The 25531-nt window shown below is 58.9% G+C and carries 19 protein-coding genes; 12 read left to right on the top strand and 7 right to left on the bottom strand.

The annotated features are described in order from the left end of the window. Positions 1-318: 318 nt before the first annotated feature. The 7 genes from ACE6ED_RS08550 to ACE6ED_RS08520 form a co-directional block, all read right to left on the bottom strand. Positions 319-1449: a hypothetical protein gene (locus ACE6ED_RS08550; RefSeq protein ID WP_410826685.1), complete on the bottom strand. Its 1131-nt coding sequence runs from the start codon at positions 1447-1449 to the stop codon at positions 319-321. A gap of 2 nt (positions 1450-1451) precedes the next feature. Then, positions 1452-2930: a glycosyltransferase family 2 protein gene (locus tag ACE6ED_RS08545; RefSeq protein ID WP_410826684.1), complete on the bottom strand. Its 1479-nt coding sequence runs from the start codon at positions 2928-2930 to the stop codon at positions 1452-1454. Further along, a complete protein-coding gene (locus ACE6ED_RS08540) occupies positions 2911-4014 on the bottom strand; it encodes a HEAT repeat domain-containing protein (RefSeq protein ID WP_410826683.1) in 1104 nt (367 codons plus the stop codon). Before ACE6ED_RS08540 ends, ACE6ED_RS08545 begins: the two co-directional genes overlap by 20 nt. Continuing rightward, positions 4011-5633 carry a response regulator gene (locus ACE6ED_RS08535; RefSeq protein WP_410826682.1) on the bottom strand — a complete coding sequence of 541 codons (1623 nt, stop codon included), beginning with the start codon at positions 5631-5633 and terminating at the stop codon, positions 4011-4013. The genes ACE6ED_RS08540 and ACE6ED_RS08535 overlap by 4 nt, the downstream gene beginning before the upstream one ends. Continuing rightward, complete coding sequence (locus ACE6ED_RS08530) at positions 5626-8661, bottom strand: ATP-binding protein (RefSeq protein WP_410826681.1); 3036 nt, start codon at positions 8659-8661, stop codon at positions 5626-5628. The genes ACE6ED_RS08535 and ACE6ED_RS08530 overlap by 8 nt, the downstream gene beginning before the upstream one ends. Next, a complete protein-coding gene (locus tag ACE6ED_RS08525) occupies positions 8658-9047 on the bottom strand; it encodes a response regulator transcription factor (RefSeq protein WP_410826680.1) in 390 nt (129 codons plus the stop codon). Before ACE6ED_RS08525 ends, ACE6ED_RS08530 begins: the two co-directional genes overlap by 4 nt. Before the next feature lie 155 nt (positions 9048-9202). Then, entirely contained in the window at positions 9203-10726 is a 1524-nt protein-coding gene (locus ACE6ED_RS08520) for a phospholipase D family protein (protein WP_410826679.1), read from the bottom strand. A 264-nt stretch (positions 10727-10990) separates the two neighbouring features. On the opposite strand from ACE6ED_RS08520, the gene ACE6ED_RS08515 reads away from it, so the two are divergent. The 12 genes from ACE6ED_RS08515 (at position 10991) to prfA (ending at position 25527) form a co-directional block, all read left to right on the top strand. Further along, positions 10991-11878, top strand: a complete 888-nt coding sequence (locus tag ACE6ED_RS08515; protein WP_410826678.1) for a MerR family transcriptional regulator — start codon at positions 10991-10993, stop codon at positions 11876-11878. Positions 11879-12074: 196 nt separating this feature from the next. Beyond that, entirely contained in the window at positions 12075-13628 is a 1554-nt protein-coding gene (locus ACE6ED_RS08510) for a phytoene desaturase family protein (protein ID WP_410826694.1), read from the top strand. Beyond that, positions 13625-15220 (top strand): phytoene desaturase family protein, encoded by a 1596-nt coding sequence (locus ACE6ED_RS08505; RefSeq protein WP_410826677.1) that lies wholly within the window; start codon positions 13625-13627, stop codon positions 15218-15220. The genes ACE6ED_RS08510 and ACE6ED_RS08505 overlap by 4 nt, the downstream gene beginning before the upstream one ends. Next, positions 15213-16088: a phytoene/squalene synthase family protein gene (locus tag ACE6ED_RS08500; protein ID WP_410826676.1), complete on the top strand. Its 876-nt coding sequence runs from the start codon at positions 15213-15215 to the stop codon at positions 16086-16088. Before ACE6ED_RS08505 ends, ACE6ED_RS08500 begins: the two co-directional genes overlap by 8 nt. Next, positions 16085-16873 (top strand): carotenoid biosynthesis protein, encoded by a 789-nt coding sequence (locus ACE6ED_RS08495; RefSeq protein ID WP_410826675.1) that lies wholly within the window; start codon positions 16085-16087, stop codon positions 16871-16873. The genes ACE6ED_RS08500 and ACE6ED_RS08495 overlap by 4 nt, the downstream gene beginning before the upstream one ends. Next, the gene (locus ACE6ED_RS08490; protein ID WP_410826674.1) at positions 16839-17576 is read left to right on the top strand and encodes a lysophospholipid acyltransferase family protein; all 738 of its coding nucleotides are present in this window, start codon (positions 16839-16841) and stop codon (positions 17574-17576) included. Before ACE6ED_RS08495 ends, ACE6ED_RS08490 begins: the two co-directional genes overlap by 35 nt. Continuing rightward, complete coding sequence (locus ACE6ED_RS08485) at positions 17573-18934, top strand: glycosyltransferase family 2 protein (RefSeq protein ID WP_410826673.1); 1362 nt, start codon at positions 17573-17575, stop codon at positions 18932-18934. Before ACE6ED_RS08490 ends, ACE6ED_RS08485 begins: the two co-directional genes overlap by 4 nt. After that, on the top strand, positions 18931-20397 hold the full coding sequence (locus ACE6ED_RS08480) for a phytoene desaturase family protein (RefSeq protein ID WP_410826672.1): 1467 nt from the start codon (positions 18931-18933) through the stop codon (positions 20395-20397). Before ACE6ED_RS08485 ends, ACE6ED_RS08480 begins: the two co-directional genes overlap by 4 nt. A gap of 266 nt (positions 20398-20663) precedes the next feature. After that, positions 20664-21782: a type 2 isopentenyl-diphosphate Delta-isomerase gene (fni, locus tag ACE6ED_RS08475; protein WP_410826693.1), complete on the top strand. Its 1119-nt coding sequence runs from the start codon at positions 20664-20666 to the stop codon at positions 21780-21782. Between the two features lie 268 nt (positions 21783-22050). After that, positions 22051-22521 carry a GNAT family N-acetyltransferase gene (locus ACE6ED_RS08470; protein WP_410826671.1) on the top strand — a complete coding sequence of 157 codons (471 nt, stop codon included), beginning with the start codon at positions 22051-22053 and terminating at the stop codon, positions 22519-22521. Positions 22522-22955: 434 nt separating this feature from the next. Next, the gene (gene ychF, locus ACE6ED_RS08465) at positions 22956-24056 is read left to right on the top strand and encodes a redox-regulated ATPase YchF (protein WP_410826670.1); all 1101 of its coding nucleotides are present in this window, start codon (positions 22956-22958) and stop codon (positions 24054-24056) included. 403 nt (positions 24057-24459) lie between these two features. Continuing rightward, the gene (gene prfA, locus ACE6ED_RS08460) at positions 24460-25527 is read left to right on the top strand and encodes a peptide chain release factor 1 (RefSeq protein ID WP_410826669.1); all 1068 of its coding nucleotides are present in this window, start codon (positions 24460-24462) and stop codon (positions 25525-25527) included. Positions 25528-25531 lie beyond the last annotated feature (4 nt).

The raw sequence follows: 25531 nt of genomic DNA, 5'->3' as shown, positions 1-25531 counted from the left end.
GCATGGTTGGTCGCACTCCCATGCTGCCACACAAGCAAGGTGTTTTTTGTCCATACGAGTAAAGCTACTGAATTCTCCTTACGCGCTCAAGGATTTAAGCCATTTTTCTAGCTGCGAAAGTTGAGTTAATAAGGCTAGCTGATTCAGGGGTCTCAAGCTGATGCTGCCTTAGAGGGCTCATCTGTTGTCGCACCAGGCAGCCCGCTCTAGGCGGCTTTAAGCTGCTGCTCTCGGCAGTGCACAGCCAGAGCTCCATCCAGCCGGAGCCGGGAGAACGCAGAGGATAGGAAAAGAGGGAGCGGCTAAACCCGGTTGGGCTTAGCCTGCTCCCTCTTTCCGATCGTAGGCCTCTTTCAGCACCGCTTTCATCAGCGGGACATACACATCCCAATAAAAAGCGTCTTCACTGTGATTCCGGTCAAAGGTGAAGGCGCTTTTCAGCGTTTCCCAGCCGGTATAGCGGCGCCAGAACGGGTAGCGGTTGTAGTCGGCATAATCTCCGGCAAAGTAATAAGCGGTGTACACGTCAGTCCGGCGGGCAACGACGGCCGGAAATTCGGCCGGAAGGCCCGCTCCCGTCAGCACCGCCCGCCCTTCGTCGGTCACGTTCAGGCGGTAGTTCGCCAATACGCTGCTGCCCCCAACCGGCGTCACGATGTCGAACCAGTAGTTGTAACGGGTCGTTCCGTTTACGCCCGAAAAAGCCCGCCCTTCCGGCGTAAACGTCATGCCGACACCGCCTTCCTCCAGCGCTTGGCCTTCTTCCAGCACCAGCATGCCGCCGTCCGAGTGGACCAGCAGCAGCCCCGGCCCCGAGTACGGCCAGGGGCTGCCTTCTTGGGCAGCATAGGTTTGCCGCAGGGCTTCCGGCACCTCGCCGCCTTCCCCGAGCTCTGGGAAGTAACGGCCGGTCCAGCCGGTCCACCGGGCGCCAAGCAGCGGGTACATCCGCGCGGCCGCGGACGGCGGGGTGGGGCTGGCGAACGCGTTGAACTCGGCGACCAGCGTGGCCCCCCGGCCCGCCGCGCCGGTCAGCAGCTCCGCATCGCCCAGCGTGAGCCCGCCGTAAAGATGGGCCGCCGCGCCTTCGGGCGGAGAGGCGCCGTAGAAGTCTTCGGCGGATACGCCGTAGGTGTCGGCCACATAAATTAAATCGGCCGACACCGCTTCCTCCGGCAGCTCCGAAACCGAAAATTCCGTCCCGTCTTCGGGATGGAACCCGTAATAATCCCGGCTGTAGTCATAAGCCGAGCCGTTATTTTTGACGTATTTCTGCTGATTTAACAGCCAGACCAAACCTTTATGCTCCCGGTACGATTCGTCCGGCACCGTCTTGTCGAGGATGGCGACCTGCAGCGCACGCCCCGGGGAGACGGTCCAGATGATCCAGGGGAGCAAAGCCGCCAGCAGCAGTCCGCCGGCCAGCAGCAGCGGCCATCTTTTGCGCATATTCACAGCTCCCGCCCCTTCCGTTCGCCTCCGGGCTTGGAATTCATCACGTTGCCGCGCACCATGTCGCCCCAGGCGTGCTGCTTACCCCGGACCGCCTGAATCAGCCCCTGAAACCGCCAAACCGTCATCAGCGGCCGGTACCAGAACGCTTCGGTCAGCGCGTAGAAGGTCAGGCGGAACAGGTCGGACAACTTGTTATAGCGCCCGAAGCACCACTGTTCGAACAGCACCGCGCCAACCGACAGCAGCGATCCATACACCAGCATCATCAGGAATAGGGCGAGCGTGATCTGCAGGTTGACCAGGTCAAGCAGCAGACCGGCAGCTACCGTCACAATACCAAACAATTCGATAACGGGGCCCAGCAGTTCGATCAGCGTAAAATAAGGCATAGAAACAAGCCCAACCGCGCCATAGCGGGGATTGCCGATCATCCGTTTATGCCGCCACAGGCTTTCAAACAGCCCCCGGTGCCAGCGGGTGCGCTGGCGGTGCAGCACCTTCAGCCCTTCGGGCGCTTCGGTCCAGCAGACGGGATCGGGGACGTAAACAACTCTGGCGCGGCTTTTTTTCTCCTTGATCCGGCGGTGCAGGCGGACGATCAGCTCCATGTCCTCTCCAATCGTGCCGGTTTCGTAGCCGCCGGCTTCGATAACCCAATCCTTTTTAAAGACGCCAAACGCTCCTGAGACGATCAGCAGCAGATTATACCGGCTGAGGCCAACCCGGCCCATCAAAAATGCGCGCAGGTACTCAATGACCTGCATGACGACAACCGGATTGCGCGATAGCTTGACGTGCTCGCCGCTGAGATGTCCGCTGTCCACGAAGCTGCCGTTGGCGATTCCGACACTGCCGCCGGTGGCGACAATTTCTTCGCCGGGCTTGGCATCAATAATCGGTTTAACCACCTTCAAAAAGGCGTCCGTATCCAGCACCGTATCCCCGTCGAGCGAAGCGAAGTAGGGATACCGCGATACATTGATGCCTGCGTTCAGGGCATCGGCTTTACCGCCATTCTCCTTGTCGACCAAAATCAGATTGTGATGCCGGAGCGACCGGTAGATGGCCCGGATCGGCTTGGTTTCTTTGCCCAGCCCGGACCAGTGCACCTTGCTTTTGACCTCGGTCATCTCGAATTCATCGATCAGCGCCTGCGCGGTGGCGTCTTTGGACCCGTCGTTAATGACGATAATTTCAAACTGTTTATAGTTGATGCCAAGCAGGGAACGCACGCTCCACACGATGTTGACTTCTTCGTTGTAGGCGGGGACGAGAATGGACAGGGGAGGGGCCAATTCACTGCCCAGGAGCATGTCGAACTGAACGGGATTTACGTCTTTTTCCCGGTAGAGCTTGCCGGCGGCGGCCAGGAACAAAAAGATATAGATAAGCGTGACGACAACGACATAAATCAGCAGCACCAGCGCAAACGCGTCCAGAATGACAAACAGCACGTCAATGGAAGATTCCTTCATAACGTTTCCTTTCCAGCGTTTCCTCCGCCATTTCTCTGGCATAGCGGTCGGGATGGCTTGAAATTACCCGGAGCAGCAGTTCTTCTCCCGAGCGGTAGCGGGAAAGCGAATCGGCCGCCGTTTGGCGTACGGCATAAGACGGATCGCCGAGCAGACCGTTCAGATGCGGCTTGTAGGCTTCGTCCCGGATGCTTCCCATCAGCCTGGCCCTTGCCTGCCGTTCTTCCGCTGAGCCGCCGGGGCCGTCGCTCAGAAGGGACTGAAACGCTTCTTCCCCTTTAGGACTCATATACCCAAAATTCGCCAGCGCGTTTAAGGAGCGGATGCGCAGCTCAATCTCCGTGCTGTTCAGCAGCATCTCCAGCAGCCCAAGCACGGCGGACGTGCGGTCATTGCCGAGCCGCAGGGCGTCCACAGCCGCCATTTGAACCCGCAGCGGATAGCCTGAAAAATCGGCAATCAGCTCCTCCCGGATTTGCGGTCCAAGCGGAAGCAAGAGCTGCAGCAGCCGGGCTTCGGACAAGCGGTCCGTTGTGGCTTCCTGCCGGAGGAGATGAAGCAGTTCGGGATCATGAAAAACGGCGAAAATCCGCATGATCAAAAAGCGTTCTTCCTCCGATATCCGCCGTTTCCGGTTCAGCATATCCGTCAGCTCCGTCTTCAGGGAGCCGATCCGGAACAGTTCGATTTCCAATAGAGCGTTGACTCTGCGGCTCCACCTGCGGCTGTTCAGCATCCGGGCGTAGTCTTCCCGGAAGTGGCGGCGGGCGAAAGCGTAAATGCGCTCGCGCTCCTGCTGTGAGCCGCTGACTGTCAGGCGGTGCTGCAGGGCGGCGCGCACAGGAGGCGATTCGCCCAAACGGCCTTGGTGCAGCAGCCGGCCTTCCTTGCCGGATTCCAGGTACTGCTGCAGGGCCGAGTCTCCTTCCTGGAGCAAGCGAAGCGATTCTGCAAACCGGCGATGATTCCGGTTAATCGTGCTTTTACGGAGACTGAGGTATAAAAACAGGGCAGCCAGCAGAACCAGCAGGAGCAGGCTGAAGAGTTCCACGGCCCGCAGCGTAAGGCCAAAGGGCTCGTTCATCCGCTCATCCCCCGCAGCAGCCGCCCGACACGGGCCTCCAGCTCGACCAGGCTGAAGGGCTTGGTCAGATAATCGTCCGTACCGGCCTGGATCGCCTCCGCGATTTCCCGTTCCTCCTGGACGCCGGTCAGCATCAGCACTTTATATTCGCCTTGCCCGGTCAGGCCGCGCAGCTTCCGCAGCACCTCCATGCCGTTCATCCGGGGCATCATCCGGTCGAGGATCAGCAGGCACCGGCCGCCGCCTTCGCTCCAGCCGTCTCCAAAAAAATCTTCTCCGTCGGAGAAAGCGCGAATCTCGGCTCCATATTCCTCCGCCAGTTCCCGAAGCTGACGCAGGAGCAGGCTGCGGATTAAATCGTCGTCGTCAATGACCGCTACGCGCAGGGGCGGTTTGGCGGCAGGCGTATCTTCGCGGTAGACGGCCGCCCGGCCGCCGCCCGCCGCCTTGGCTTCGGCTGCGGCCGAGGCAGCCCGCTCCAGAATCGACGCGACCGGGCTTGCCGGATCGGCGCGGGTAATGCCCGCCGAGAAGGAGGGCAGGCCGTCCATGCCGTCCGGACCCCGCCGGTACCGGGCGAGAAGTCCGCCGATCCAGTTTTCGGCCTCCGTCTCGGTCATTCCCGGCTGCAGCAGCAGGAAGCGGTCGCCTTTTTCCCGCGCCCACACGTCCTGTTCCCGAAGCGCGTTCCGGATAATATGCGAGAATTCGCGCAGCGCCTCGTCTCCCCGGGCATAACCTTCGCGTTCGTTAAAGCCGCGGAAATTGTCCAGATTGAACAGGGAAACGGTCAGCGGCGGTCCTCCGGCAGGCAGGCTCCGCCATCGCTCCAGCTCCTGTCTGAAAAACGGCGCGTTGTACGCCCCGGTTAACTCATCGTTCATCAGCATCGCCGTCAGCCGCCGTCTGCGGGACAGCTGGCGGCCGATCCGGACGGTGAATTCATCCAGCGCAAACGGCTTCGGGATGAAATCGTCGGCGCCGGAAGCGAAACCGGCAATCCGGGTGGCCTTGTCGTTCCTTGCACTCATCAACACCGTCGGGATCAGCCGGGCTTCACAGCGCTCCCGGATGCGTCCAAGCAGCTCCAGACCGCTGGACTGCTCCAGGACGACATCGAGCACGACGCAGTCGGGGTCCAAATCGTAACACCATTGCAGCGCACGGTCGGGGTAAGGCGTGGCAAGCGCCATCCAGCCGCCGGCTTCCAGAGCGTCCTTGAGGACGGTCAACATGCCGGGGTCATCGTCAAGCACGACGACCAGATCCTGCCGCCGCTCCGCCGCCGGCAGCGCCAGGCTGTCCTCGCCGTCCGATCCGGCGGCGGGTCCGATCCCCTCAGCGGGGGCTTCCGGGGCGGCGGAAGGGAGCAGGCGCAGGAACGGGGACAGCACCTTGGCTCTGTCCCCGGCCGACCATTCCCGCTCCGAGTCCTCCCGGAGCCCGGGGAGCTGCTGTTCGGCGGCCTCCATCCAATCGGTAAGGCCGATGGTGCCAGCCGTACCTTTGATCGAATGGACCAGCCGGTACAGCTCCCTTTCGGGGACGATCCCTTCGGCGGACAGCAGCCCAAGCCGTTCGCGCATCTGCTTGTAAAACAAGGTCCGGTACTTATCCATGTTCGGTATCCTCCTTTTCGGGCGGAGTCAGATGCACCTCCACGACATCGCCCGCGCTGCGCACCCTCGCATCCGCAAACCCGTTTTTGGCCAGCGTCTCGCGGATCTCCTGCTCGTTTTGTGCCGGAAACACCAGCGGCGGCGGCCCCGGCTTCCGGTTCATCAGCGACTCCCCAAGCTCCAGCAGCCGCTCCAGGGCAAAGGGCTTCTGCAGATAAGCCTGCTGCCCGTCATCCGCGTAATGCTCCGGCCGGTCCAGCACGGAGCTGACGATCACCGGCAGGCGGCCGAGCCGCTCGCTTTTCACCAGCTCGGCCACCACATCCCAGCCGGTCAGCGTTCCTTTCAGCTGAATGTCGACGATCAAGAGGAGAGGGAGGTGGGAGCCGGTGTGCCGGAGATCCAGCAGCGCTTCTTCGGCACTGTTCACGCGGTATACTTCATATCCGCTCTCCTCAAACGGGGCGCGGATCAATCCGGCGAGATTGTCGTCGTCCTCGACTACAAAAATCTTCCCTCCAAGCGGCTCGGGCACAAAGCGCTCGAATGCCGCCCAGAAGGTGCTCCCCTCGCCGAAAACCGATTCAAAGCCGATCCGGCCGCCCATTCCCTCCATAATCTCCTTGACGATGGATAAGCCAAGTCCCGTTCCGCCGATCTGCCGGCGGTCGGAATTGTCTACCCGGTAGAACTTGGAGAAAATCCGGTTTTTGGCTTCTTCCGGAATTCCCAGACCGTAGTCCTGCACCTCGGCCGTCCACTGTCCCTCGCGGAGAACAACCCGGACGTCCACTTTGTCCGCGCCGGGCGAGTATTTGATTGCGTTGCTGATCAGATTATGCAGAACCTGCAGCGTCCGGTCCCGGTCGCCTTTGACGTAGCAGGGTTCCTCCGGCAAATCGGCCTGAAGCAGATGATTAAATCCGTTTTTATATTGCGAGGCAACGGTTTCAACAACCTCCCGGAGATCAAACGGCAGCCGGGCGTAGGACTGTTTGCCCGATTCCATCCGCTGCAGATCCAAAAAATCGCCGATCAGCTGGGAGAGGCGGACCGCTTCTTTATGCACCGTCTCCAGATACTTTTGGCGTTTGGCGGGCTGTACCTCGCGCTTCAGCATAATTTCAACAAAGCCCATAATGCTGGCCAGCGGGGTCCGCAGTTCATGCGAAACGATGCTGACGAACTCATTTTTTGCCCGGTCGGCGGCTTCCTCTTCCGTCCGGTCCCGCAGGACAAAGACATACAGGGGTTCGCCTTCGGCCTGATATAAATTGCGCATATACAGCTCAAAAGCTTTTTCTTCCCCGTTGTCCCAGCGGAGGTTAAGCTGTTCGTGGAACTCATTCAAGCGGCCTGCAAACACGTCGTCAAGCTTGGCGGTCATGCGCTGGATGGCCGCTGTGGTCATAGATTTGTGGGTGGCGAGCATATACACGTTCATGCCTACCTGCAGGTCTTGAGGAATCAGGCCGTACATCGGCTGATTGATAAAAGTAACTGAGCCTTGGGCGTCTGTAAGCAGCAGCCCTTCGTAAAGGGAGTCGACGATCCGGCGGAAGCGGTCGCGCTGTTCCTCCATCGTCTGCTTTTCGCTGCCGATTTGGACATTCAGCCGGGCCAGTTCCTCTGCCTGCGATTTCCGGGCCTCCCCTTCCAACTGAGCCATGTAGGCCAATCCGAACTGGCGGACGAGCCCCTCTGTCGTCCCGTCATCCGACGCAAACGCTGTTCCGGCGCCATAGATGGTCAGGAGCAGGAAACCGGATGTCTCGCGTGAGCCGTTTTGAAGCGGAAAATAACGGTCCCATGCGTGTTCATATCCGCCGTGAACGCCCTGCTCCGGTCCTGACAGCGGACGGATGCGGGCGATTGGTTCGCCCTCTTCAAGCACGCGCAGCGCAGGCCCGAACCACTCCGATTGTTCCGGCTGCCCCGCTGATGACGGGTACCCCTGGGAATACAGCCGCTCAAACTGGCCGCCGTCCCGCCGGGCCACCAGCATGATTGCGTCAAGCCCAAGCGCTTTGACCAAAGCGGACAGCGAGTTGCGGAGAAACGCATCCATGTCCGTAAATCCGGCGAGCTGCTCCTGGAAGGAGGAGATTGTCTCCAGCGTCGCCTCACGCTCTCTCAGCTTGTCAAGCGCTTCCTGCCGTTCCAGCTGCTGGGCCATAATTTCTTCGTTTTGGGCCTCCAGCTCATCATGCTGCTCGGAGAGCTTGGCAAGATGGCTGTCGAGCTCTGCACGGCGTTGACGCAGCGCTTCAGTCATGACATTGATCCCGTGGGCCAGCTGGCCGATCTCGTCGGAACGGCCGCTTTCTTTTAGCAGCAGAAACTGTCCGCCGCCAATCTCCTGGACGACTTCCTCCATTTCCCGCACAGGGGCAATGACTTCCCGCTCTAAGTAACGTCTCAGCCGGTAAGCGAAGAGGACGGCGACACCTAAAATAAGCAGCGGAATAAACAGCAGCAGCCGATTCAAGCTCCGGTTGCGCTCCGTCAGCTCCGTTACATCGTCCCGCTGCAATTGAAGCTGGGTGGCAAACTGGCTTTCTATGGAGCGGATCAGCGGCGTAATTGTTCCTTGGGACAGGTTGCTGATGGCTGCTTTATCCTTGGCCCGGTTAAGTGAGATGGCCGTGCTCAGATGCTGGAAATAGTCGTTTCCCATCTTCTCCAGCTCGGCGAACCGGCCGGTCCATTCGGGATCGTCATGCAGCGCAAGGAACTGCCGCAGCCGCTCCCGGTAGTTTTCCCGCCTGCTGAGCGAGTCGTCCAGAAATTCCTCCCGGCCGTAAGCCATGTAGGCGCGGAAGTCGGAAACAATCCCGCTAAATTCATTTTCCAGAATGTACAGCGCGTTAAGCTCGTCCAGCCGCTGTTCCATGGCCTCCGTGTTTTCCCTGATTTGCAAATTTACAAAAATATTCGACGCAATCAGGATCACTGCCAGCGCAATAACAAGCTGATAGACGGCCCCGGCCAGTTTGGAAGCCAGGCCGCCGCGCCGCCCGCGCTTCATTCCGCGGTCCCCGGCTGCTCCATCAGCCCTCCGATTTCCTCCAGCAGTTGAATCGGGCTAAAGGGTTTGGACATAAACCGGCTTACGCCGGCGGTTTTGGCGCGAATCCGGTCCTGCTCCTGCACCTTGGCTGTCAGCAGAATCACCGGCTTGGAGGCGTTAGGCCCGCCTTCGCTGCGGAGCCGTTCGCACACCTCGATCCCGGTCGCTTCCGGCATCATGTAATCCAGGATAATCAAATCGAAGGTTTCACTGGCCAGCAGGGCGGCGGCTTCCCCGCCGTCTTCCGCTTCCGTTACCTCGAACCCTTCCTCTTCCAGCGTTTCGGTCAGCAAAAAGCGCAAAACGGCTTCGTCCTCAGCGATTAATATTCGTGCGTTGTTCAAGGAACCCAGCTCCCTTCAAGGTCATGAGTATGATGCGGGAAAGATGCCGGCAGGTTGTACTCGCCCCAAAAAATATTCCCTATCCTTAATATAAACGTTAACAATTGGACTTGTTACCTCGAATTTTGATTTCCTGGGAAATCAGGCTTATCTACCTAAAACGTGGTGAAGCCCAGCAGGTTCTGAAGGCGGAAGACCGCGTATTTCAGCCAGGTGTATTCGCTTTGGTAGGCTTCGAAAGGAAGAGTATAATCGGCGTCGGTATTGTTCCAGAGGCGGTTAAAATAGGCGACCAGTTCTCCATGCACGGGCTGCTCCTTGGGAAATGAAGCCCAAAGATTATTTTCCAGGTTGTAGTCGTCCAGATTACGCGGTGTAAAGTTGGCAGAACCCCCGAGCAGAATGGAGGGGCCTTTTGCTTTAGCGATGAACATCAGCTTGGTATGATACTGCTCCTGTGTGGTATTGTACCAGCGGATGCGGACTGCACCGTCTGATCGGTTATGAAGGTCCATCGCGACCGGCCGGTTCGGAATACCGGTTTTATCCCGTCCAAAGGCGTTCTGATTCGGATCGAGCACCAGCCGGACATCTGCTCCGCGGTCCGCAGCCCTCAGCAGCTCCCGGGTGACTTTGTCGTCGGCCAGGTAAAACATGCCGATCCAGACCGTGTCGCCCGCCCCCGCTTCGGCCAGGTCAGCTAGCAGCCTACGGTAAATGGCGCCTTCCGTCAGGTAGCGGATTTCAATGTCTCCCTTAGTGTCTTGAGGCAGACTATCCGCCTTGCCGGCGATCCGGTTCAACGCCTCCAGCGCCGGGCTGCCGCCGGACAAAGCCGCCGCGGCCCGTTCAGTCTCCACCATATCGGCAATAACCGGTCCGGTTACCTCAAATGCGATGTTGGAGTGGTAAGCGCTGGCGTCGTGCACATTGCCGGAAGAAACAAGCGCTCCTTTTTCGCTGACCAGAAGCTTGCGGTGGTTGGCCTTGACATTCAGGAGCTTGAGGTAGGACCGGACGGTAATATCAGGTCCTCCGCTGGCCATAAGATTCGGCAACCCGCCGCTGCCGCTTTGGCCAAACCATTGGATAAACGTGCGCCATACCGCCGAATACAGCGGGGTGGAGTCGCGCAGCGCATCCACATCGGTCACGACAACAGGGATGCCGGCGGTAGTCATGCGTTCCAGCAGAGGGTTAGGAGCTGAGCCGTAGTTGGTGTTTACTTCGTCGGTAAGGAAGACAATGTCCATGCCGGGGTGATTTTGTTTGTGGGCGATCAGCTTGTCCGCAAGCAAGGCGCTGACTTGAGGGAACGTCTGATCCTTATGCGTGTAGTCGTTAAAAAGAAACAGATCAATCACGAGAAACTCCCTCGATTCCTCGATCATTTCCAGCATTCTGGGCAAAATCCGGCTCTCCTGGGCGCCATCAGAACTGCCGTCGGGATAGGTGAGATCGTATAAGAAATTTAGATCTTGAACGCGGTACACCGGGCTTTCATAAGAAATCCCCGGGGGAAGCGGCTTATGGGTCTGATAAATGGCCACGGCCGCCAGCCAGAGAATCAGAGCGGCGCAGCAAGCGAGCAGGAAGCGCCGCCGCGAGAGACGGCGAATCCGTTCTCCGCCCGCCCGGCCGGAGGGCCGGGAAGACAAAAATAGTTGGTTGGAATTCATGGCCAGGCCTCCTTGTGCGAGGTTGGGTGCTTAAGAGTACTGTAAAGTGTTGTGCAGCTGTACCCACCTATAACCGCAGCGGAGAAGTCTTGACGCAGGAGGCACGCGCGGGGAGGCGCCGGAGATAATGGAACTCAGTGTAAGACAATGACAGTCTGACGCGCGTTATGTATAATGGGTGTATTCGATTTGTATAACGTTAATGACGAGCTTTTTTCGGGCGGAGACGGGAAAGGTTCAGCGAAAGGAGGGTGAGTAAACAACGTGTATACCATCAAACAGGTTGCCGAAATGCTGGATATCCCCTCCGTCACGCTTCGGGCCTGGGAGAACCGCTATCAGGCGGTTGCGCCTGAACGGACCGAGTCGGGTTACCGGCTGTACAGTCCGGAAAATGTGGAAGACCTGCGCTGGCTGAAGGAAAAGACGGAGAAGGACGGCATCAGCATTTCGCATGCGGTCCGGCTGCTGCATGCCCGCAGGCGGGACATGCTTGAGGCGGGCGGGGGACAAGGAGCTCCCGGCCAGGGTTACGATAAAATGCGGAACCAGATCTATGAAGCGCTGCATGCGTTTCAGGGTGAGCGGGCCAATGCGCTGATCGACTTCGGGTTTTCCGTGTACAGCTACGAAACGATGTTTTATCAGGTGCTTGTGCCTGTTCTGCATAAAGTCGGGGACGCCTGGGAAGCGGGAGAGGCCACAGTGGCGCAAGAGCATTATATGACCCATATGATTTTTCAGCGGTTTCAGCAGTTCATGCAGGCTTTTCCCGTGTATGCGCATCTGCCGAGAGCACTGGCGTTTTGCCCCGCGGGTGAGCATCATCAGGTTGGCCTTCTGCTGTTTTCGCTGTTTTTGCGAAAAAATGGGATGGACGTTATCTACCTCGGCGCCAATACGCCGGAAGACGGTGTATTCAGGCTGCTGGAAGAAGAGAGCCGGATCGGTGCAGTCTGCCTGTCGGTAACGGATACCGACCTGGTCCCGTATACGGACGAGCTGGTGGAACGCATCAAGAAAGCCCGGCCGGAGCTGAAGATCGTATTGGGCGGAAAAGGATACGAACGGTCAACGGACACGGTCCATTCCCGCTATGTGATGAACGAACCCGCGGAGCGGTGGCAGGAATGGTTTGACCAGTTTTTTTAGCGGTGGGAAACCTACCGGAAAAGACGAGCAGTGCGGCCTGATGCCGCACTGCTTTTTTGCGCCCGGTTTGAAAATTTATGCCAGCGGAAGTGCGGATTTACAATCGTTTTAGTTGATTGTATGATATTTGTATCACCATTGTATAAGGTTTGTCTAAAATGTGGGTAAATAAAGGTTGAGAGGAGGGATCGGATTGCTGCCATTAGCGGAATCCGCTGCAAAAGTAGCGGTAGTGGGCGCCGGACCGGGCGGCCTTGCTGCGGCGATGCTGCTTGCTGCCGGAGGCTACAGGGTTCAAGTGTACGAGAAGCAGCCCGTTGTCGGGGGACGTTCCGGAAGACTGGAGCTGGGGAATTACCGGTTCGACAGGGGAGCGACTTTTTTAATGATGCCCCAGCTGCTTAAGGAGCTGTTTGAGCTGGCGGGCCGCTCACTCTCCGATTACGTGGAGATGAAGGAGCTGGATCCGCTGTATTCGCTGCATTTCGGAGACCTTGTGTTTTCGCCTTCGACGAACCGGGAAGACACCGCGGAGCAAATTGCGAAGCTGTTCCCGGGCGACGAACAGGGGTATCTGCGGTTTATGAAAGAGGAAGAAAACAAATTCAGCCGGATCATGCCGCTGCTGCAGCGGCCGTTCGGATCGCTGGGGGATTACCTTAAACGCGATGTTTTCAAAGCGCTGCCCAAGCTGCACGCCGCGGACACTGTGTACAACCGGTTATCCAAGTATTTCAAGGATGAGCGTCTGCGCCAATCGTTTACTTTTCAAGCCAAATATCTCGGGATGTCGCCTTGGGAATGTCCGGGCACGTTCACCATTTTATCCTTTCTGGAGCACCGCTACGGATTGTATCATCCGGTTGGCGGAGTGAACCGGGTGCTGGAGGCCATGGCTGATATCATCCAGGAATACGGCGGCTCGATTCATACGGCTTGCGGGGTTAAACGGATATTGGTAAAAAACCGCCAGGCGCAGGGACTGCTCCTGGAAAACGGTGAAAAAGTGGACGCAGACCACGTCGTCATTGGCGCCGACTTTGGCTCCGCAATGACGAATCTGTTTGAGCCTGGTCTGCTCAAACGTTATACACCGAACAAAATCGCCCGCAAACGTTATTCTTTGTCCGCAGCTATGCTGTACCTGGGCATCGACGGTCCGGTCGGCCTGGCGCATCATTCCGTTCACTTTGCTGGCGATTACCGCCGCAATGTGGAGGAAATCACGAGGCTGGGCGTCCTGCCAAAAGATCCTTCCATTTATGTTCACAATCCATCCGCTATCGATCCGACGCTGGCTCCGGCAGGAAAATCCTCCCTGTATGTGCTGATGCCGGTAGCGAATTTGCAGGGACAAACGGAATGGGACCGGGATAGGGAGCGGGTGCGTGACATGATGCTGGAACGGCTGGAACGGATACCGGGTCTGGCAGGACTCGAAAGCCGTGTGGAGGAAAGCCTGTTCTACTCGCCGCTGGATTGGCAAAACAAGCTGGACGTGTACAACGGGGCTGTGTTCAATCTTGCGCATAACCTCGGGCAGATGATGTACCTTCGCCCCCATAACCGGTTTCAGGAAATAAAAGGCGTCTGGCTGGTCGGCGGAGGAACTCATCCGGGCAGCGGGCTGCCGACCATCTTTGAATCGGCCAAGATCAGCGTCCGCCTGCTGCGCGAATCCGACCGACCGGCAAAAAGCCGGATCCATGCGCCGGCGGGTTCTGCTGCCGGGACGGGAGCGCGGCTGTGAGCCGGGTCGCGGTGATCGGCGGTGGCATCGGCGGTCTGACGGCGGCGCTGCTGCTCAGCCGGCAGGGACAGGAGGTCACTTTGTACGAACAAGAAAGCAAAGTGGGCGGGCGGACGGCCTTTGAGGAAGAAGGACCATTTCGGATCGATAAAGGACCGACGATCGTGCTGCTGCCCGAGATGCTGCTCGGCATTTTGGAGGAAGCGGGCATTCCCGCGGAGCGGGTGCCCCTGCTGCGCTGTGATCCGCTGTACCGGATTCACTTCCGCAGCGGGCGGACCCTTATAAAAACCGGCGGAGCTGAGGAGACCGCGGCGGAGATTGAGCGGACTTATCCGGGCGAAGGAGCGGGTCTGTTGCGTTTTATGCGGGACATGGCTCATTTGTATCCGCAGGGCAAACGCTCGTTTCTGGAGCGGGACTTTGGCCGGAACCGTGATTTTTTCACTCCCTCGAATCTTCGTCTTATGCTTCGCCTCCAGGCATACCGGAGCCTGCGGTCGGCGGTGGGCCGATATTTCCGGAGCGAGGAGCTGCGGGACGCGTTTTCGCTGCAAAGCCTTTATATTGGAGGAGCTCCGTTTCAGACCCCCGGCATTTATACCATGCTCCCTTACGCCGAGCTGGCTTTTGGCGTCTGGATGCTGAAGGGCGGCTACGGGCGGCTGCCGGAACTGATGGCGGAAGAACTGGTGCGGCGCGGAGTAAAGATTCATACGGAAACAGCCATTGAATCGCTGCTGATTCAAGGGCGGCGCTGCAGGGGAGTGGTCGTCCGGGGAGCGGCTGAGGAATACGATGCGGTGCTGTATAACGGGGATTATCCGAATCTTGATGAACTGCTGGCGGGAGGAACGGGACGGAAAAAGGCTGAGACTGACGAACCGGATTCGAAACAAGGAGCCCCGCGCCGCCGGATGTCTTCCTCCGCAGGAATCGTCGCGCCGGGCTGGACGGGAAGCCGAGGAAGCGGGGGGCGAACCGGCGGACCGGTCCGGGTGCGGCGGGATTATCTTCCCTCATCAGGCTGCGTGCTGCTCTACATCGGAGTGGAAAAACGGTGGGAAAAGTCCCTTACGCACCAGTTTTTTCTGCCGGATAGTCTAGACCGGAGTCTGAAGAGTGTGTTCAAGGAACGCCGGATTCCGGCGGACCCGTCGTATTATGTGTTTAATCCGGCGGTGCTGGATCCGGAAGCGGCGCCGCCGGGAGCGAGCGTGCTGTACTTTTTGATTCCGGTACCCGATGCGCATGGAATAGACTGGGCAGCAGAATCCGGACCGCTTGTGGAGCGGGTACTGGAGGACGCAGAGCGGCGGGGGTTTCCAGGCCTGCGCGATCGGATTGTCTGGCGGAAAATCCGAACCCCGGAGGATGCGCAGCGGGAAGGGTTATACGGCGGAGGAAGCTTCGGGATCGCTCCAGTCTTGTCGCAGTCGGGTGTATTCCGGCCGCAGCCCAAACCGCTTCCGCTGGAAGGGCTGTACGCCGCGGGAGCGTCCGTGCACCCGGGGGGCGGCGTGCCGATTGTGATGCAGGGCGCGCGGCTTGCGGTCAGTCAAATGATGAAGGAGATGAAGAAGCGTGGATGAAATTTTGCGGAAATGCGAGGAAATGATTCAGGGTAGATCCTCCTCTTTTTATATGGCGTTTCAAGGCCTCCCCTCGCCCCGCCGGGAAGCGGTGTATGTCATTTATGCCTTCTGCCGGATGATTGACGACAGCGTGGACGAACCGGGCCGTTCCCCCTACGGCATCCATGAACTGCGGACGCTGTTTCTGAATTTGGAGCGGGCGGAAGGACATTTCATCTGGCCGGCGCTCCGCTGGCTGTTCGCGAAATTTCCCGGGCTTGAGCAGGAACCGTTCCTGCTGCAGATGGAAGGGCAGACGGGAGATCTTACGTTCACCCACTACCTGACCATGACGGAGCTGCGGCGTTATTGTTATCTCGTCGCGGGAACGGTGGGGGAGATGCTGCTGCCCGTGCTGAGGAAAGATGGCGGAGCGGAGGCCCGGGAAGCCGGGATTGCGCTGGGAATTGGAATGCAGCTGGTCAATATTATCCGTGACGTCGGGGAAGATCTGGAGCGGGGAAGAAGATACGTGCCGCTGGAGCTGATGAACAAGTACGGCTACACGCAGCAGGAACTGGAGCAAGGAATCGTCAACAGCAGATTTCGCGCCGTGCTGGAGGAGTTGCGGACAGAGGCGCTGCGCTCGTTCAGAATCGGGCTTGGCAACATTGGCAGCTACCCTCCTGAAAGCGGCATGGCGGTCGAACTGGCGGCGGCATTTTACTCCGCGATTCTGGATGATGTGGAGGCCGGCGGATACGATGTGTTCCGGCGCAGAGCGTTCGTAAGTGACGCTGCCAAGCTGAACATGCTGCGCCTTGTCAGTCAGCGTTACCCCAGACTGTCGCCTGCAGGATGCAAGGGGGTGGCCGCGCTGGGATGATTGGCGGTATTTTTTGGATCTGGTATTCGATCGGTGCCGTGCTGCTGCTGGGTCCAGGCGTTCCTGCGGTTTTGGGATTCGCGAACGGATTTTTTTTGATGCTGTTTGGACTTTATGCGCTTGTTCTTATAAAAAAGGGTCTTTTAAAAACCTCACTGTCCGGCCGGTCAGTCAGTTCTCACGGGCTGTGGCGGCTTTGGGCATCGGCGGCCTGCATATGGACCGGCGGCATGGCCCTGGAGTGGGTGGGTGTACATTCCGGACGCCTGTTCGGCACGTATCAGTATTCGGATATTCTCGGGCCGCACTGGTTTGGCGTGCCGGTTACACTAGGGTTTGCCTGGATTGGCGTGGTCGGAACTGCGGTGCTGCTCAGCCGCGATTTCGGCCAATCCGGATTTCGGCTGGCCGCTGTCCGGTCCGTGCAGACGGGAGTATGGGCGGTGCTGCTTGATCTGGTGCTTGATCCGGTGGCTTATGCCAGAGGATTTTGGAATTGGAAACAGGATAGCGGCGGTATGAGCTTTTACGGCGTTCCGGCAAGCAATTTTCTTGGATGGTTCATCGTTTCCATCCTGCTGTCCTTCTGTCTGCCTCATATACCCGCCGGAAAAACAGCTGTTCACAGCGGAACGCGCCTGTACCAGGGGATGCTTGTCTTTTTTGGCCTGCTTGCCCTGAAGGAAGGCCTGTGGGGTGCCGTTTGTATCGCCCTGCTTGGGACACTTGCCGCTGAAGGGAGCTGGCGTTATGCTCGCAGCCGCCAAGTCGCGGACATTCGATAACCTTTTTTACCTCTATAATTCCCGGTATCTCCTGCAGCGGAACTTTCGTTATGTTGGTGCGGCGGGCGATCTTAGCCCGGATGAAGCAGCGGGGCGGCCAATTTTGTATGTTATGAACCACAGCTCCTGGTGGGACGGCCTGCTTGCGTACCATGCGGCCAGAACGCTGACGCAGCGGGATCATTATTTCATGATGGAGGAGGCCCAGTTGAAGAAATATGCGTTTTTCCGCAAAATCGGCGCGTATTCCATCGATCGGCACCGTTCTTCGTCCACAGCGGCTTCACTAAAATATACCGCTTCGCTGCTAAAGGGGGGCGGCTCCGTCTGGATGTTCCCGGAGGGCGAAATCCGCCGGCTGGGCGCGGCGCCGCTTGAGTTCCAGTCCGGAGCCGGTTTTGTCCTCCGCCTGTGCCCCGAAGCGGCGGTTGTACCGGTTACGCTGGTGCACGGCTTGTTTCTCCATTCGAAGCCTGAAGCTGTGCTGCTGGCAGGTCCGCCTATACTGAAGCCGTGGAGCGAACTGGACCGAAAAACAATCGCGGAAATGCTGCAGTCTGCGCTCCAAACCCAGCTCGACGGGCACCTTCACGAGGTGCGGCAGTCGGAAAACGGCCTTCCCGCAGGTTGTACTCCGCTAATAAGGACGGGGCAATCGGTGAATGAACGGTATGACGCCTTCCGGCTCCGGAGGGCAAAATGACGGCGGTTTTCCTGGCCGCGGCGGTGCTGACCGGGCTGCAGCTTGCTTTTGCCCTATGGAACATGGGCAAAGTGCCCCGGCTGGAGCAGCTGCTGCCGCGCGCCAAATGGATGAACGACTACGTCTGGCGGATGGACAGCTGCGACTGGATGGACAGCCGCGCTTGGGCTGCGGCTCGAGATGCCGCCGCACCTTCCGCCGGTGCCTCAGTGTTCCATTGCGGGTGGGGCAGACTGGGCGAGCCGGTTGGGCCGGGCAGACAGGCGGGGAGCAGTCAGCCGGGAGAAGTTCACCCTGTGGCGGATAGATCCGGGGAAGAGAGGGGAAAGCACAGCTCACCTCGTCCGCTCCTGTCGATCCTTATTCCGGCCCGTAATGAAGCAGATAATATCGGCGAGTGTGTGCACGCTTGCCTGCGAAGCGTTGAGGGCCTCGCTGGACGGATCGGCTATGAAATAATCGTGCTGGACGACGGCTCGGAGGACGGAACAGGAGAAATCGCCGCTGCGGCTGGTGAAGGACGGGTCCGCGTCCTGAGCGGCCGCCCGCTTCCAGCGGGCTGGCAGGGGAAGTCCTATGCCTGCGCGCAGCTGGCTGAGGCAGCCCGGGGTGAGTGGCTGTTGTTTCTGGACGCAGATATCCGGCTGGAAACGGAGGCGCTGAAAGCTGCCGTTAGGGGAGCGGCCGCCCAGCGTCATGGATTGATCTCGGGGTTTCCACGCCAAGTTACCGGCACCTGGATGGAGCGGCTGGTCGTCCCGCTGATGCTGTTCACCATCGTCTGCCATCTGCCGCTGCCGCTTTTACGCCGGCTGCAGGACCCCCGTTTTACAGCAGCGCACGGCGGTTTTATGCTGATTCACAGCGGAACCTACCAACGATGCGGCGGACATGCCGCGATCCGGAGCGAACTGGTTGACGATATGTCATTGGCCCGTGCGGTCAAGCGCGCAGGCGAGCCGGTTAAATTAGCTGATCTGACCGGCTACGCATCCATGCGCATGTATCACAACGCCCGCGAGGTATGGAACGGGTACCGTAAAAATCTGTATGCCGGACTGGGCCGACAGCCCTGGCTGCTGGCAGGCCTGCTGCTGCTGTACGGCTGGATGTACCTTCTCCCGCCAGCCGCCCTGCTTCCGCTGATGATAGGGGGAAACGCCGTATCCACAGTCTGGTGCGGGACCGCTGTACTGTTCGGAATAGGCATAAAAGCGGCCGCGGACCGGAAAGGCCGCCAGCCGCTCTGGCTGTGCCTGTTTTATCCGCTCAGCATGCTCAGCCTCGCGGCCATTGCCATCGCTTCCTGGCTCGGCGGGCGTAAGGGATATGAATGGAAAGGAAGGCGGTATTCATGAAGGGTACGGCGGTGATTATCGGCGCCGGGTTCGGCGGCTTGTCCTGCGCCGTCCGGCTGGCGGCGGGGGGCTGGAAGGTCACCGTGCTGGAGCGCCAGTCCGCCCCCGGCGGCAAACTGCAGCGGATCGAGCAGGACGGATATACGTTCGACCGCGGCCCCAGCACCATTACGATGCCGCATGTGTTTCGCTCCCTGTACGAGCTGGCGGGGGCGAGAATGGAGGACTACGTATCGCTCTATGAATTGGAACCTCGCACACGTAATGTTTTTGCGGACGGGACGGTAGTCGACCTCTCAAAAAACCGTGCTTTCATGCGGGAGCAGATTGCCGCCTATAGTCCCGGAGATGCCGGACGGTACAATGAGTTTCTGGACGAGGCCGGGGAGCTGTACCGGCTTAGCAATAGGCGGTTCCTAAACCGGCCGATGCTGTCCTGGAGGGATAAACTGGCGCCTGGGCTGCTGCGCGACTGGCTGCGGGTGCGGCCGCTCGTCCGGCTGGAGCCTTTTCTCCGCCGCTACTTCAAGCATCCAAATACGCTGGCCATGTTTGGACGCTACGCCACATATGTTGGTTCTTCGCCTTATGAAGCGCCTTCGATTTTCGCTATGCTCGGTTCGGCGGAAGCCGAAGAAGGGATATATGGGGTGCATGGAGGCACCTACCGTCTGGTTGAAGGGCTCCTGACCCTTGCCCGGGAGCTGGGCGTCACGGTGGTGACGAACACAGAGGCAAAGCAAATCCGGCTGGACGGCGGCCGGGTGACGGGAGTGGAGACGGCGGACCGTTTTTATCCGGCGGACCGTGTGGTCATTGGAGGCGACGCCGTCCAGGCGGCCGCCCGGCTGCTGCCGGACCGGGCCGAGCCGGGGCTGAAGCCGGAAGCCTACGAGCCGTCGTTGTCGGGCATGGTGCTGCTGGCGGGCGTCGGAAGGCGGTATGATGCGCTGCTGCACCACACCGTATTTTTTCCCGAGACGTATCGCGATGAGTTCCTGTACATCTTCGGCAGACGGATGACGCCGCCGGAGCCTGCGGTATATGTCTGTCACTCCGGCTACACGGAGTCCGGAATGGCGCCGGAAGGGGCAAGCAATCTGTTTATCCTAGCCAACGCCCCTTACCTCAGCGAAGCCTGCGACTGGCGCGAAGAAAAACATTATTATGCCGACCGCATCCTCTCGGTGCTGGAGAACCACGGGATAAAGGGCGTGCGGGAAGCGGAGGTGCTGATCCCTTACACACCGCAGGATATAGCTGCGGACACGCTGGCTTACAAAGGGGCCATCTACGGCATTTCCTCGAACTCGGTGCGCCAGACGTTTTTTCGGCCGGGCAATAAAAGCCGAGGCGTGAAGGGTCTGTGGTACGTTGGCGGCACAACGCATCCCGGCGGCGGAACGCCGATTGTCTCGTTGTCGGGCCGTATGGTGGCGGAGACGATTTTGGGCGGAGGCTGAACCGCGCGGAAAATCGGAGTTTGGACAGGGATATGCTATAATGGGCGGATGAGAGCGGCCTGCAGGGTAAAAAGACCGGTAAACCAATGATATTGGAGAGGAGGAAAAACCTTATGAACCACAGCCCGAAAACTGGTCTGAAGCAGGGGCTGAAGTCCGGCACGGAGCAGACGGGCGGCCGCCCGTCTGCCGGTTCGGCGCCGCTTGGAGCGGGACCCGCAGGGGCAGAACAGGCTGCGTCGTCCGCCGAGGTGAACCGGGGGCCCATGACCGCCGGGACGAACCAGGAGCCGGCGTCAGCTGAGGAGCAGCAGGAACGTCCCGGTAAGGAGGGCGGCTCGCTGCTGCCGGCTTCCCGGACAGGGGAACGGAAGCTGGAGCATGTGCGGCTCTGCCTGGAGGAGGAAGTCGCGGGCAGCGGCATAACCACGGGATTGGAGCGGTACAGGTTCAAGCACTGCGCGCTGCCGGAGGTTGATTTTGAAGAGATTTCGCTACAGACCCGCTTCCTTGGACGGACGCTTCGCACGCCGCTGCTGATCAGCTCCATGACGGGCGGCAGCGAGGCGACCGGACGCATCAACGCCAGGCTGGCGGCTGCTGCGGGAAGACGCGGCTGGGCGCTGGGCGTAGGCTCGGTGCGGGCGGCGGTCGAGCGGTCGGAGCTGGCGGAGACGTTCCGCGTGCGTGAAGCGGCCGCAGGCGTTCCGGTGATCGCCAACCTTGGCGCGGTCCAGCTGGCCTACGGATTTGGGGCGGAGGAGTGCCGCCGGGCCGTGGAAATTGCGGAAGCCGATTGGCTGGTGCTGCATCTGAACGGGCTGCAGGAAATTTTTCAGCCGGAAGGAAATACTCGGTTTGGGGATTTACTGAAGCGGATCGAAACGGTATGCCGGACGCTTGAGGTCCCTGTGGGGATCAAAGAGGTCGGCTGGGGCATCGACGGCGAAACCGCCCGCAGGCTGCATGAGGCTGGAGCGGCGTTTATTGATGTGGCCGGGGCGGGCGGCACGTCGTGGAGCCAGGTCGAGAAATTCCGCAGCACGGACCCGGTCCGCCGGGCGGCCGCCGAGGCGTTTGCCGATTGGGGCATCCCGACGGCCGACTGCATCGCGGAGGTTCGCGCGGCAGTCCCGGACGGCGCCCTGATCGGCAGCGGAGGCCTGCAGAGCGGCGTTGACGCGGCCAAAGCGATTGCGCTTGGCGCTGATCTTGCAGGGTTCGGCCGGGGGCTGCTTGGAGCAGCGGTCTCGTCCGAAGAAGAGCTGGATGCGGCGCTGGCTCAGGTCGAGCTGGAGCTGAAAACGGCGATGTTCGGGATCGGCGTGTCCGATCCGGCCGCCTTGCGTCTAACGGACCGGCTGGTGCCGAAGGGCCGTTTGTAAGATCATCTGTAAGAATCGGCTAGTGTTGAAGCACCAGCTGATGTTGAAGCACCAGCTGCCGCACCTTTTTGTAAATCAGGCCCGGATTGTCCGGGCTAAAAATAAGCCGTACTCATCCGGAAGGACCTGATAACGTTCGTCCGGGACGCACGATGGGCCATTTTGCCTGAAATCTGCACGAAACTTGGACTGTAAAGGCGGCGCTAATCCGCTATAATGGGAACTGGGAATCATCCGCCCAAACAGAACAAGGAAGGGCTTAAAACTTATGATCAAATTAATGAAGATGGACGAGTCCACATTTCAATTTTTTATTAATCAATCCACCCGGGATTTTGCCGAAGAGAAAGTAAAGTCCGGTTCATGGGACGCGGAACAGGCGCTCAAAGCCTCCAAAGAGGCGATGGCGGGGTTTTTGCCGCGCGGGCTGCATACCGACGGGGCGTTTTTGTACTCTGCGGTGGAGACGGAGACCGATACTCATGTCGGTTATATCTGGTTTAATGTCACTGAAGGCCGGAGCGGGCGCGAAGCGTTTATTTACGATCTGTACATCTACGAGCCGTTTCAAGGCAAAGGCTACGGCACTCAGGTGATGCAGGCGCTGGACGAAGAGGCGCGGCAGATGGAGATTCGCCGGATTGGTCTTCATGTGTTCGGACAGAACAACCGGGCTTTTGAACTGTACAAAAAAATGGGGTACGCCGTCACCGACATCACCATGTCCAAGGAGCTGTAACGCATACAGTCGTCGGCAAGCTGGATCCCGTAACGAATCCAGTTGTCAGCAAACAGGGATATCGTAACGCCATCCAGCCGTCAGCAAGCAGGGATCTCTTATCGCACCATTCGCCTTATAGCGGGGATAGGCAACGCACCCATTCGCCCGAAAGCAGGGATCTGGTATCGCACCCATCCATCCGTATGAAGGATCTCGTGGAGAGGTCCTTTTTTTGTTAAGGGAAACAGCAGGGAGCTATGTACGGGAAATCTATGGATGATCCGGCTGCTCAAAAGGCACTCGAACCTGTCGGGAAGAAAGCGGGAACCCGGTTGCTCCGGCAAGAAGCCGAAAAGAAGTCGCTGTTGGGATTTAGGCAAAATGCTGATATAATAACTTAGATCGTGCAAAGGCTCGTGATCAATCAACTAGAAATGGGAGTTGTCATATAAATGGCTTTGAAAGCTGGAATCGTCGGATTGCCGAACGTCGGCAAATCTACGTTGTTTAACGCAATCACGCAGGCGGGCGCTGAGTCGGCGAACTACCCGTTCTGCACCATCGATCCGAACGTCGGCGTGGTGGAAGTGCCGGACGAACGGCTCGATAAGCTGACCGAACTGGTGCAGCCGAACAAAACGGTGCCGACCGCATTCGAGTTCGTCGATATTGCCGGACTGGTACGCGGTGCGAGCAAGGGCGAAGGCCTCGGCAACAAGTTTTTGGCTCACATCCGGGAAGTGGACGCGATTGTGCATGTGGTCCGCTGCTTCGAAGACGAGAATATTACGCATGTCGACGGCAAAGTCAATCCGGTAAGCGATATCCAGACGATCAACCTGGAGCTGATCCTGGCCGATGTCGAAAGCGTGGAGAAACGGATCGAGCGTTCCCGCAAAAACATGAAGGGCGGCAACAAGCAGTACGCCCAGGAAGTGGAGCTGCTGGAACGGGTGAAGGAAGCCCTTTATGAGGACAAACCTGCGCGCAGCATCGAGATGACCGAAGAAGAACGTCTGATTATCCGCGACCTTCACCTGCTGACGCTGAAGCCGGTGCTGTATGCGGCCAACGTAAGCGAAGACGAAGTGGCCGACGCCGAAAGCAATCCGTATGTGCAGCAGGTGCGTGAGTTTGCGGCTGCCGAGAATGCAGAAGTGGTGCCGATCAGCGCGAAAGTAGAGGCGGAAATCGCCGAGCTGGAAGGCGAAGACAAGGCGATGTTCCTGGAAGAGCTGGGCCTGCAGGAATCGGGTCTGAACCGCCTGATCAAAGCGGCTTACCGCCTGCTTGGCCTGTACACGTATTTTACGGCGGGTGTGCAGGAAGTCCGGGCATGGACAATCCGCAAAGGCACGAAAGCGCCGGGAGCGGCGGGCGTGATCCACTCCGACTTCGAACGCGGCTTTATCCGTGCGGAAGTGGTGGCTTACGACGATCTCGTGGCAGCCGGTTCGATGAACGGCGCGCGCGAACGCGGCCAGCTCCGGCTGGAGGGCAAGGAATACGTCGTGCAGGACGGGGACGTTATGCATTTCCGCTTTAACGTCTAATCCGCATTCTGGCGGGTTGACAGGACAAGCGAAGACAACGTGCGGCGCGATGCGCCGCTTTTTTTGTAAATAAAATATCGTTTGATGTCCCTAAGGGGGATGCCTTGAAGGGCTTGCTCGTAGTGAACGGTGTGTGCTGAAAACAGGCGGCAGGCCCGCTCTCTTGCATATAGCCTTTTTGCGTAAGGAATGATATAATATAAAGTCGTGTGCCCTAGTTTGACTCCAAACTGAGGCAGACGTTTTTTTAACGAACAGCCTTGACCCTTGCCAGACGCTTCAGCGGGCGACTTCCGCGGGCATTGCCAAGCGAAGCCGGACGGAGCGCCGCTTTGCGTAAAGGAACTCCCTTGTGAAGCTTTACCGAAGTGTGGAACGAATTTATACAGGAGAGGTGATTCCTTTGTTGGACCGATTGCAATCCCTGGCGGACCGCTACGAGAAACTGAGCGAGCTGCTCTGCGACCCCGACGTGGCGAACGACAGCAAGAAGCTGAGAGATTATTCCAAGGAACAATCCGATTTACAACCCGCCTACGAGGCATATAGTGAATATAAGACCGTCATGGAAGAGCTGGATGCAGCCAAAACCATGCTCGGCGAGAAGCTTGACGACGAAATGCGCGAAATGGTCAAAATGGAAATCGAGGAGCTGTCCTCGCGCCAGATCGAGCTGGAGCAGAAGATCCGTATTCTGCTTTTGCCAAAGGACCCTAATGACGACAAAAACGTAATCGTGGAAATCCGTGGCGCGGCCGGCGGCGACGAAGCGGCGCTGTTTGCTTCCGATCTGTACCGGATGTACACCCGCTACGCGGACAGCCAAGGCTGGCGCGTGGAGCTGATGGATGCCAACACGAATGACCTCGGAGGATTCAAAGAGGTTATTTTCTCCATCAACGGACGCGGCGCTTACAGCAAAATGAAATACGAAAGCGGCGCGCACCGGGTACAGCGGATCCCGACGACCGAATCGGGCGGACGGATTCATACGTCCACTTCGACGGTGGCAGTGATGCCGGAAGCTGAAGAAGTGGATATCGAAATTCATGACAAAGATATCCGTGTCGACACGTTCTGCTCCAGCGGCGCGGGCGGACAGTCCGTCAACACGACCAAGTCGGCTGTGCGGGTGACGCATATCCCGACCGGAATCGTGGCGACGTGCCAGGACGGCAAATCGCAGAACTCCAACAAGGAGAAGGCGCTGCAGGTGCTGCGGGCCCGTATCTTCGATATGATGCGCCAGGAGGAAGAAGCGAAATACGCCGGCGAACGCAAAAGCAAAGTCGGCACCGGCGACCGGAGCGAACGCATCCGGACGTACAATTTCCCGCAGAGCCGGGTAACCGACCACCGGATCGGGCTTACGCTTCACCGTCTGGATCAGGTGATGAACGGGGAGATTGAAGATATCATTTCGGCGCTGTCGATCGCGGAGCAGGCCGAGCTGATGGAAAAAGGAGAATAATGCT

Origin of the sequence: Paenibacillus nanchangensis, assembly GCF_046543445.1 — a bacterium.
GTDB classification, from domain to species: domain Bacteria; phylum Bacillota; class Bacilli; order Paenibacillales; family Paenibacillaceae; genus Paenibacillus_AQ; species Paenibacillus_AQ nanchangensis.
Note: the sequence above shows the minus strand (reverse complement) of the source record. Positions and strands in the feature narration are given on the sequence as shown.